This is a genomic window from Bartonella sp. CM86QHHN (genome assembly GCF_042194695.1).
GTDB lineage: Bacteria > Pseudomonadota > Alphaproteobacteria > Rhizobiales > Rhizobiaceae > Bartonella.
In genome coordinates, this window is sequence record NZ_JBHIND010000006.1 from 40,634 (window position 1) to 51,229 (window position 10,596).

Genomic DNA, 10,596 nt, shown 5'->3' on the forward strand with positions numbered 1-10,596 from the left:
TTATTGACCACGCATTTTTTGGGCCAAAGCTTTGGTTCGTGCTTTAAATTCTTCTATTTCACGTCTTTCTGCCGCTTTTTCTTCTGCTTGTTGAATCATCGCGGCGGCTTGCATTTGGAGAACTTGTGTTTGGAGTTTTGCTTGTATTGCTTCTAATTGTGCTTGAATGCCTTGAATTTTACCCGCATCTTCAGTACTTCCAAGTTCGTCAAGGAGCTTGGTAATGTTTTTTTGTGTTTCACTGGCTTCTTCGTAGACGTCTTGTCCTTTGGCTGCTTGTCCTACTACGCGCTGTTCGGCTTTTTTCACTTCTTGTGCGTAAAAAGCATCTACTGCCTCTTTTGAGTCTGCACCCCCTGAGGGCTCTTTGTATTTAAGTTCTTCTTGCCATTTTTGCGTGTTTTTGCTGCCGCCACCGCCACCGCCGCCACCGCCGCCGCCACTGCCCATCGATTGTTGAAAGTGGTTGAAATCTGAAGGGAGGGCGCCACTGCTCCCTTGCTTGTTAAACATCTCTTTCAATCCCGAAATGTCAGGCTTGACATTTAAGGAGTTATATAATTGTTTCGCTTGATCGAGTTGGCTCTTTAATTGCTCAAGCTGTTGTTTGCCTTGTTGAATTTGTTCTTGCAATTTGCCAAGCTGTTGTGTGCCTTGCTGGACTTGTTTCATTATTTGTCCAACAGCTGTGGGATCAAATACCACGATGGCAAAGGCATTTGTTTGAAAGCCAAATGAAGCTGCATAGACGGCTGTTGCCAATAAAAGTTTTTTCATTGCTTTGACCTTTCTTGAAAAATAGGAAGCCATTTTTCTGGAGATTGTCCAACTTCATCCATAATGGTCTCTAGGAGTTCAATATTCTTGGTGGTGCCACTTAAAATGGCTATTTCATCATCAAAGCCGCGTAAATTTAGTTCTGCTACAACTGAACTTTGTCCTTGTTTGATGAGAAAACGCCGTGACTCACGGCTTAATTCTGATTGTATCAGGTTAAATTCTCTGTCCGATAATTTAAACCCTTCTACATAATCCCCATGATTGCCCTTTTGATTGGGAAAATAAATCTGTGTGGGGCATTGCTCTATAATGGTGTGAGCAATGGTCGAATTGATCGCATCTTTGGGAGATTGCGTTGCAAACAACATCAAACCATTTTGTTTACGGATAGTTTTCAGCCTGTCTTGCGCAAAGGCTTTAAAGGAATCATCCTCTAAGGCTTTCCAGAACTCATCAATGACAATGATAATACGACGTCCATCAATCAGAGATAAAATCCTATGAAAAAGATACATCATTAATGGGGGACGAATTTCATTATTGTCTAAAAAATCCGTCATGTCATAACCAATAAATTTTGCATCAATGCCAATGTCGTCATCAGGATTGTCAAAAACCCACCCTAAGGCATTGCCTTTACACCATCTTTCTAAACGACCCGCTATCCCCTCCCTGTGCGTGGTGTCAAAAAACATTTGTAAGGCCGATATTGTCCGTTGTTCTTTTGGCAACAAGGCAAGTTGGTCAACAGCAGCAGAAATATCTTGTCTTTCTGATTCACTGATCTTTTGATCTTCAGAAGAAACAAGCTTTATAATCCATTGGCGTAAAAAAACTCTATCTGCTGGATTGTTATAGTCTAAGCCTTTTAGCGGTGCTATGCCTGTCGGTCTACCATTCTTCAAGGGCATATAAGTGCCGCCACCCGCTCTGACAAAAAGTTCTGCGCCCCGATCTTTGTCAAAAAAGACCATATTGGGATCATGCTTTTGAAGTTGCGCTAAAAGAAAATTGACAATAACCGTTTTCCCAGAACCAGAGGGACCACAAACAAACGTATTGCCTAAATCACCAAAGTGAAAGTTAAAATAAAACGGTGAACCAGCAGAGGTTTTCATCAAGGCGACCGCCGGTCCCCACACATTGCCATCTATTTTTCCAACCGGAAAAGAATGAAAAGGAGAAAGCGCTGCATAATTGCGGCTTGTTATTGCACCAGAGCGGGTGCGATAAGCATAATTGCCAGGCAATTGTGCCCACCAAGCTGCTGCTAACCCTAAGTCTTCCCGCGCAATGACAGCCCCACCATCTGTAAGACGAGAACGCGCTTTGGCAAGATTATCCGCTAACTCTTGCGGCGTATCAGCAAAAACTGCCAATGATAAATGATGCTCCCCTAAAACAAAACGATTGGATTCAAGATCATCAAGCGCATCATCCAGTTCCATAATTTGTGAACCTGCTCGATCTCCTGCATTGACCATTTGATTCTGTTTGCGCCCCATAATCTGTTTGGCAGCATTTTTGCTCTTGAAAATAAAAGATTGGGTGAAAATAAACTCAAAGGGAAGGGTGAGCAAACCATCCGCCATGCCTACCCTAGTTTTTGCTGGATATTCTTTCCAACCAAACATGCCCGCAAACCGCTGTCCCGCCTCGGTGCGTATTTCTATGATCTCTTTTCCAAAAATGAGACGGTCTGAATAAACAGTCGAAGCTATCGTCCCCCATGTGAGAGGGATACGTTCACGACGACCTCCCACCAATTGGTGGATAAACTCACTTTGCTGCGAATAAATATTACCTTCATGTTCATAAAGACTCAGTCTTTTTGCACCATAACGCTCTAAATTTTGAATAAGATCTGTGGTAATATCTTCAAGCTTGCGAATGGACTCTGCATCAACTTCTGTCTTTTCTTGCTTGGCTTTGCCTAAACGTTTGAAAAACTCCACTAATTTATCCGTTTGATCAACGTGTGGATTCCACAAAATAGAAAGATAAAGCTCATTGCGATAAAGCTCCTGTGAAATCATCCGGTCGCGATATTTATCATCTAATTGCTTGGCAAATGCCGATCTGAAAGTCCCATCCGGATAAATCGTTTCACGCTTTCTGATAATATGGCTATAAAGCGCTATCCGTTCATCCGCTATGTTTTTAAACAGATTATTGAGCTGTTCGTGAAGCACATTCAGATCAATAATATCCGCTGTCTCAAAGTTAATGCCTTCAAGTTTAATAACGCTCATGAGAGCGCGTGAATCCAGCGCAATGATGTGTTTATTGACATGGCGCACATAAGGAATGATCGCCTCTGGCTGCTTTTCACGTTTGCGCTCTGTTCTATTCATTATAATTCCTCATAATTACGAATTAATCGTAATGGAGAAATACTTCCCCCACCCCATAGACTCGAATTTCTGGCAAAAATACTTGTTTTTTGCCATGTCAGAAGAATACGAAATTTGTTATGGTCATGCTTTAGGATTTCCTTGAATATGAAATGCAGCATCACACCAAAGGTTAGAAAAAAAATATTGCCTGCCATAATGAACAATATCATCGTTCCTATCCCATTTAATCCCATAGCTTCCACCGTCACGCCTGCAATCATTGCAGGGCGCGTGCAAGCAAGAAATAACGTATCTTCTGTTAGCTTGTCGTGCTCTTTCATGGCTTTGAAAGGCTAAAGTTAAGCGAATTAAGACATAAACATTGATGCGATTTGCGATGCACCAAAAACAATGCCGATGCCAACACAAACAAAGAAAGCTTTACGCATTTCAACATAACCAGCAATCCATGCAAGCCCAACACCAGCAATCGCAATGGTTGCGATTGATTTTGCAATTGGTCCTTTTAAAGCATCAACTATTTTTTGAAGAGCAGTTTCAATTTTTCCGAAGCCGCCATCAGCAAATGCTGGTTCACTCAGTGCCATGAAGGCAATAAACAGCATCAATGCTGCTGTTAACCATTTCTTTTGGGTGTTGGATAGAATAGTTTTTTGTAAGGTATGTTCATTAATGAACGAATTATTCATGTTTTTCATGAAAATTCCCCCGCTTTATGTTTAAGTTAATCACAAAATTAATATTCAAAATATTAATCGGGAATCATATAAATGAAAAAAATAAATTTTTCTATCGATAAATTAATAATATTTAATCTTTTATTATTTAATGAACAATAAAATACAGCAATATTCAAAATGATACTTTTAAAATATCTTCGAGCAGCGCCTAAATATATTGTCTTAATTTGTATTATTATTTTAGGATACTTTTATTTCAGTCAACATACTGAAAATATTATGCAATTTTCTCTTTTTGAAGGATCAGAAAAGACAATTGGAAACCCCGTTCAAAATCCGAAGTCACAATTGGTTGATTATGCAAACCAACAAGACGCAATCCAACAAAATGTGGTGTTGCATTCAGAACCAATCGCATCACAATTTTATGAAGAAAATGTGCCGGTCTATTCCGGTGCTATACAGGTCACAAGTGGTGTGACCTTTAAAATGATTACGCTTGTAGATGATGGATGGAGAAAAAAGATTATCCGTGATATCCGATTATATGGTGTGGAAAGCTGTGAAATGAGGCAATTTGCCTCACGCAACGGAGTTAAGTGGCCTTGCGGTGCTTTTGTTACGGCTTGGCTTGTTTCAAAAACAATTGATAAAAAGGTTACTTGTCGGCAAGCACGTGTCGTTCAACAGGTTCATTATGCACAATGTTTTGTAGATGGGGTTGATCTGGCGCGGTTGGGGCTGGCAGAAGGGTTGATGGTGTTGACAAAAGATCAGCATCATTTTCCATCCCCCGCAGACTATAAAACCCTACAATCTGCTGCTCAAAAAGCACAAAACGGTTTATGGTCGAGCCAATTTCAACAACCAGAAGATTGGCGAAGAGATCATGGGAGCTATAATCCCATTGACCATAATTAATATTGACCATTATTGATAAAGCGTCTTTTCAAGCGCTATTTAAAAATCAAGACAATATTCTACTGCAAATCTTATCAGAAAAAAGTTAATGATAATCCACACAGTCCTTGGTGGACAACGCTCGTTATGAAAATTTGTTGTGTTTAAAATATCCTTATAGGTTGTTTACTACAGTGCTATGGGAGAGCGCGTTTCCTTGGCTATACGTCATTTCGTTTTGCTTTTTAAATGAAAAGCTCTTCGCTTCTCAAACTCTTAATAATCGCACCCCAAAATCATGACATCAAACCTGCATTTAAATGAGAAGGCTAAAAGCCTTAAGTTTTAAAGGCTGGGAAATTCTGTAAAAGCGTATCGTTAGGCGCACGTGTGCCCCTTATCAATAACCAAAAGGCCTATCTTGTTCTTTTCTCACGCGGCTTTGAGATCATGATTAAAGAGAAAGCTTATAGGGGGATAAGTCAAAAGAAAGTGATGAAAATAATAAGGTATTTTAAGTGATATATATTTGAAAATATTATAAAAAAGACAAGAAAAGATAATAAATGGGTATTTTGTTATATAAATACTTAGCGTTAAGCGGATAGGTTATGAAAAGCCTTTCCAAAGTTTTTAAAACTGATTGTCTTCATACGTGTTAAAGTGTACAATGACGTTGTCAGGTGTGAGTTACACAAAATACTCTTTTAGTTAGAGATTGATAACTCACATTTTATTGTCGTGGGGTATTTATTTAATATGCATGTCCACGATCTGTATCTGGCGATTTTGTTTCAAAAAACTTTTTAGCTTGTTCTTCTTGTTGGGCTCTACGTTTTTCCTCTTCACTTTTACCACAACCTGTAATATTCAATCCTAGAGTCAATAGAGCCAAGCATATTAAAATAAATTTTTTCATTTTTCCCCTCTTTAAAAATTATATGTATTAATCTCATCAATTATATCGGAATACAGATTTAATTATCGTGATCTTTTGTTTTTTATTAGTATTGTTAATGGAAAAATATGTGAACAGTTTATTGTAAATATCTTATAAGTTTATCATAATAAAAAATTAGAAGGAAAGAGCCAAAACCTAATATAAAGGAACAAATTGTAATGTTTATTAGTGCTTTTGACCAACCTATTGATAATATCATAATAGGAATTGTAAACAATCCCACAAACCCCATTATCATTATAAGGCTTAGTATCAATCTTAAAGGACCACGAAGCCATAAAAGCAAAAGGACGAGCGCCTCTTTGCTTATTTGTGATTTTGACATTATTTTCCCCTCACGCGCTTAAATCAAGATGCTCCACAATATACACAGTACGATAAATGATACAAGTTATTTTGTTATAAAATCTTCAAGATCTGTTTGATGTTCAACGGATGAAATATCCGGTTTGGTAGAAGATGATTCTATTTGATATTCTTTCATAAAAGCAACTTTTTCTTCTTTGAAGAACAGAATAGGATTCACTCAGTATTGATTAGGCAATTTTGGTTTTAAAATTCCTTTTTGTATGAGCTCTCTTAAACCATTGTGAAAAGTTCTGTCGACCATATCGCGCTTTTTTCCATTTATACCCCCATCAAACCAGATTAAGGTAACGCTGCTGGGGTCTTCGTTTGTTGATTTATTAGATCGATATTCTTCTAAAACTATTATCAAAGCACGATGTCCTGTACGAGATAAATTACAAATTGCTTGAATGCCATCAGCAAATATTTCTATAAAATTTTCTTTCTTTATTTTTTCTGTGACGTGAATTGTAGGTATGACCTCTGTTCTATTCGTATCAGAGTTGATAAATTTTTGTTGTGTAATGGACGTTTTTACAATTTTCTTATCGGTAAAAATTTCAGATTTTTTGAAAAAAGAATTTTCATACGGGGAATATTTTTGCTTTATAAATTCAAATCGATGACGTGACCTTTGGTTCTGAAAAAAGCTTATGAAAATATAGAGAAAGGCAGAAACGGAACATCATTTCCTTCAAAAAACAATAAATGGCTTCGAATTAAACTAGGACTTCTAATGCAAGCATTGCCTTATGTTGTTATGTTTATGAAAAATGGGTTGCAATCTGAAAGAGAGTGTAGCGGTTCTATGGAATTTTTAGCAAAATGAAGGGGATTTTTTTCAGGTATTTGAAGAAGCTAAAGAGACTATGAGGAAAAAAATGTGCTTTCTTTTATAACAAAAGAAAGCACATTGAGAGGGGGATTTAGAGTGACAGCTTTACATATTTTACTCTGAAAAGCGGTCTTTTTTATCTTTTTTCCACAAAAAATAAGTTGCAAGTCCGAGAATGGGAACACCCAATTTGGCAAAAGGGAGATGTTGACTGAGAGCTGCAAGACTGGAAACAGTCGCATCTGTCATGAGTTTATGGCGTTGTTCTTCTGTCTTTTTTTGTTGGTCATAGCGTTGATAAGTTTTGAGAATGCGACTGATAATAAGACCTAATCCCGCAAGAGAAAGACAAATTAAAAACATGATACTAGCGGCGGCAAGAGGCTTCATAACAGAACATAACGCAATAAAACCGATGGTACATAAAAAAAGCAAAGACATGAAGAATGAAATGCCAATAAACCCATAGAAAATTGCTTGAAGGCGTACTTGCTTGACTGTGCTTTTAAGCCCTCCACCGACAAGATGGTTTAAAAGAGGAGCGATAAACTTATGCATTGCTTAACGACGTAGTAATTGAGAAAGAATAAAACCAACCCCTGCGGCAAACAAAACGCTTTTGCCAGGATTTTTGCGAACGCATTGATTCATGGTTTGTTCAAGATCACTGATTTTATCTTTTGCTTGAGACATCATGTCTTCACCACTTTCTTTCGCTGAGTGATATAGTTTTTCTGCTTTGTCTTTGGCGGCGTTGAATTTGTTTGCACCAAGATCTGTTAGGGTTGAGGTAATCCCTGAAATTTCAGTGCGTAACTTTTCTAATTGTCCTTGTAGGTCTTTTTGTTGGTCTTTTTCTACGGCTGATTTATCGTGCTGTGTTGTTTTATTATGGGCCATGGTATTTTTCCCTCTTGATTCATTATATTTGTATTGGTGTGTTCATAGTGATCATTTGCATTGGAGTGAAAATTTTCACTGCTTGAGTAACGCCAAAAGCTTTTTTTTGTTCCTTTCATTTTGTCGAATTTAAAATTGTTTTTGATAAAATAAATCTTTCCTATACGATATGCTTTGTCTGTAAAGGGTCGCATCTGTTGAGAATTGCCTTATGCTTTTGCAGCAATTTAGCACCATTCTTCAGTTTCTCATGGCACAGTTTTTATAAAAGTTTTTAAAAAGCGTGTTGAGGTTTATTTTTTAGGCTTGTGACAGGTAAAAAACATGGTTATTGTGAGTTTGCGGCAGAAGTACTGTCATTTTTATGTTTTTGAAGCAAAGAAAAAGAAATGATATTGCGGCTCTTTGTTCTCTATGTATTTGGGGGCAACACGCGCTCTCCCATTATACTTTTGGTCAGTTTAAGATATTGCGATAGTTCTTTTTTTTAAACGTAAGGTATATTTTTATTTTAGGATAGGAGAGGTACTTTAGTGCACTGGTTGTTAGAGAAGTGCATATCCTTTTCTCCGAGGATTTTATGATATTTTTGCTGCTTGTTTCATGTAAGAAAATATTTTGTTGGCTTCAAAAGAGCCGCAGAAATGAGAAAAGCTTTGCGATATGAGAGATTTATTTAACAGGAACGATGATAAATTATTCTTATAAATTAAAATATTATATGCGATACTTCTTGTAAGTTTATCATTTTGCCTAATTTATGCAATAAATTGATTGGGTAAGATAAACTTGTTGAATTGTTAGAGAAAAATTTCTTGAGTAATTTCTTTAGAATTAAGAGAGAGCTTGTGAAATAAAACTATACTTGATTTATCAAGTTTTCTTTCTTAAGAGGAATACACAAGTGATGTTAAAAGGGTAGTGGCATTTTGGAACAGTGATGCTATGCGGGGTGACGATCCAGCTCATAAATAAAGATAAGAGCACAAGAATGTGAGATAAAAATGGAATCTGAAACAGTCCCTTTAGATAAAACAGTCCCTTTAGATAATATGTCTGCTGTATTGACAGTGCATGATTTTTCTCCTTTTTCTATGTTTATGGCTGCTGATTGGGTGGTAAAAGCGGTTATCATTATTTTGTTACTTGCTTCACTTGTGTCTTGGACAATTGCTTTTGTGAAAATTGTCGAGATCACTTTGGTAAAACGAAGAGTACGTCATGAACTTCAATTGGTTCTAAATGCTCAGACTCTTACGCGTTTGGCAGCTAGTTTGAAAGAAAGCAAAGGGGCTGGTGTGTTTTTTCTCAAAGAAGTCCTTAAAGAGGTGTATCTTTCTGCACAACAGGTTCATTTTTCTGCTCCTGAAGGGATAAACGAAAGCTCTGGTGAAAAAACCAGTACAGGGGAAAATGCACAAACGATTGAAGATATTCTCTTTTATGAGGAGAGCAATCAATATGAAGATGTTTCCCGCGATGTTCGCGATGCTAAGGCTCGTGATGTTCATGAAGGTTTAAAAGAAAGGGTTCATTCACTTTTGTCACGCTGCTTGCTGGCTGCTACACGCCGTGTTGCATGTGGAAGCGCTGTTCTTGCAACTATTGGCGCAATTGCTCCTTTTGTTGGTCTTTTTGCAACTGTTTGGGGAATTATGAATTCTTTTATTGGGATTGCTCAATCTCAAACAACGCGACTTGATGTGGTGGCGCCTGGAATTGCTGAAGCCTTATTCGCAACGGCTGTTGGGCTTTTTGTGGCTATTCCCGCCGTTGTTATGTATAATAGCCTTATGCGTGCTTTGAGTGGTTATCGCAATGATTTAGGTGATATCGCTGCTGCTCTTGAAAGGCTCTTGAGCCGTGAACTTGATAGACAAAGACAACAGAAAAGTCATAAAAAATGAAAGCAAGCCTTAATAATGATTGGGATATAGACGAGAGTGGGTTGCAAAGCGAAATCAATGTGACCCCTTTTATTGATGTTGTATTGGTGTTGCTTATTGTTTTTATGGTTGCAGCGCCTTTGGCAACATCTGCCATTTCCGTTCAGCTTCCTTCTATAACTCAAGCACCTTCAGTGATTCAGTCTGATGAACCTCTTTATGTTACGTTGCAAAAAGATCGTTCTCTTTACATTGGTGATCATCTTGTAGAACAAGCAGCTTTGAGAGAAGCTTTGTTGAGGGAAACTACGCAAAATTTAGAGGCAAAAATTTTAATCAAAGCGGATAGCGAAATTGATTATGGTACTGTCATCGATTTATTAAATCAAATACGCATGGCTGGATATCATAAAATCGGTCTTGTAGGATTGCAAAACTCTACCAATCTTGTCTCGAGAGGTGAGATCAATAATAAAACAACAGGGGTAGCGAACGCTGCTGTCGATGGAGCGGGCGGTAACGTTGTGGGGCGTGTGGATGTCGTAACAACGAGCCCTGCGGGAAACGCTAATATTCCAGCCGATGTCTCTGACCAGTGATAAAAAAATAGCCTTTGTTGCAGGAAGCAAAGCATATTACTCAAAGTCGTAGAGTGAAATTGATGAGGGTTCCGTGGATTTATTAAACCAAATACGCATGGGTTTGATATTACGTAGGGGTTTGATATTACGCAGGGGGTTCATATATTGAATCGTTTTTTTTAGGATTAAGCACTACTCATCTTGCCGCAAGAGGTGCGATCAAGAAAACAGCAGAGGCGATTGTTGTGTGTCTTAATACATCTTAAAGCCTTTTTTGCGGCGGTGTTCATAAATGGTATATAAAAAGCAAGTAAAATAAAATAGTTATGTCTAATATGGGGGAATAGGTGAATCTTGATTCTATTGAG

At 37.8% G+C, this 10,596-nt stretch carries 11 protein-coding genes; 4 read left to right on the forward strand and 7 right to left on the reverse strand.

Annotated features, from left to right (window positions below; genetic code table 11):
* The 4 genes from ACFIKX_RS00590 to ACFIKX_RS00605 are packed head-to-tail and all read right to left on the reverse strand — an operon-like array spanning position 1 to position 3,835.
* Positions 1-777, reverse strand: coding sequence for a type IV secretion system protein (locus tag ACFIKX_RS00590; protein ID WP_375628046.1), 777 nt, complete (start codon positions 775-777; stop codon positions 1-3).
* Complete coding sequence (locus ACFIKX_RS00595) at positions 774-3,134, reverse strand: VirB4 family type IV secretion/conjugal transfer ATPase (RefSeq protein WP_375628048.1); 2,361 nt, start codon at positions 3,132-3,134, stop codon at positions 774-776. Before ACFIKX_RS00595 ends, ACFIKX_RS00590 begins: the two co-directional genes overlap by 4 nt.
* Positions 3,134-3,457, reverse strand: coding sequence for a type IV secretion system protein VirB3 (locus tag ACFIKX_RS00600; protein ID WP_375628050.1), 324 nt, complete (start codon positions 3,455-3,457; stop codon positions 3,134-3,136). The genes ACFIKX_RS00595 and ACFIKX_RS00600 overlap by 1 nt, the downstream gene beginning before the upstream one ends.
* A 27-nt stretch (positions 3,458-3,484) precedes the next feature.
* Positions 3,485-3,835 carry a TrbC/VirB2 family protein gene (locus ACFIKX_RS00605; RefSeq protein ID WP_375612518.1) on the reverse strand — a complete coding sequence of 117 codons (351 nt, stop codon included), beginning with the start codon at positions 3,833-3,835 and terminating at the stop codon, positions 3,485-3,487.
* Positions 3,836-3,994: 159 nt separating this feature from the next.
* On the opposite strand from ACFIKX_RS00605, the gene ACFIKX_RS00610 reads away from it, so the two are divergent.
* Positions 3,995-4,738: a nuclease gene (locus ACFIKX_RS00610; RefSeq protein WP_375628052.1), complete on the forward strand. Its 744-nt coding sequence runs from the start codon at positions 3,995-3,997 to the stop codon at positions 4,736-4,738.
* Positions 4,739-5,471: 733 nt separating this feature from the next.
* On the opposite strand, the gene ACFIKX_RS00615 is transcribed toward ACFIKX_RS00610, so the two are convergent.
* Positions 5,472-5,636, reverse strand: a complete 165-nt coding sequence (locus ACFIKX_RS00615) for a hypothetical protein (protein WP_375628054.1) — start codon at positions 5,634-5,636, stop codon at positions 5,472-5,474.
* 1,024 nt (positions 5,637-6,660) lie between these two features.
* On the opposite strand from ACFIKX_RS00615, the gene ACFIKX_RS00620 reads away from it, so the two are divergent.
* Positions 6,661-6,855: a hypothetical protein gene (locus ACFIKX_RS00620; RefSeq protein ID WP_375612520.1), complete on the forward strand. Its 195-nt coding sequence runs from the start codon at positions 6,661-6,663 to the stop codon at positions 6,853-6,855.
* A gap of 120 nt (positions 6,856-6,975) precedes the next feature.
* On the opposite strand, the gene ACFIKX_RS00625 is transcribed toward ACFIKX_RS00620, so the two are convergent.
* Both ACFIKX_RS00625 and ACFIKX_RS00630 read right to left on the reverse strand, forming a co-directional pair.
* Positions 6,976-7,419, reverse strand: coding sequence for a hypothetical protein (locus tag ACFIKX_RS00625; RefSeq protein ID WP_375628056.1), 444 nt, complete (start codon positions 7,417-7,419; stop codon positions 6,976-6,978).
* A gap of 3 nt (positions 7,420-7,422) precedes the next feature.
* The gene (locus tag ACFIKX_RS00630) at positions 7,423-7,761 is read right to left on the reverse strand and encodes a YqjD family protein (RefSeq protein ID WP_375628058.1); all 339 of its coding nucleotides are present in this window, start codon (positions 7,759-7,761) and stop codon (positions 7,423-7,425) included.
* A gap of 1,004 nt (positions 7,762-8,765) precedes the next feature.
* On the opposite strand from ACFIKX_RS00630, the gene ACFIKX_RS00635 reads away from it, so the two are divergent.
* Both ACFIKX_RS00635 and ACFIKX_RS00640 read left to right on the forward strand, forming a co-directional pair.
* On the forward strand, positions 8,766-9,668 hold the full coding sequence (locus ACFIKX_RS00635; protein WP_375628059.1) for a MotA/TolQ/ExbB proton channel family protein: 903 nt from the start codon (positions 8,766-8,768) through the stop codon (positions 9,666-9,668).
* Positions 9,665-10,246 carry a biopolymer transporter ExbD gene (locus ACFIKX_RS00640; RefSeq protein ID WP_375628060.1) on the forward strand — a complete coding sequence of 194 codons (582 nt, stop codon included), beginning with the start codon at positions 9,665-9,667 and terminating at the stop codon, positions 10,244-10,246. The genes ACFIKX_RS00635 and ACFIKX_RS00640 overlap by 4 nt, the downstream gene beginning before the upstream one ends.
* Positions 10,247-10,596 lie beyond the last annotated feature (350 nt).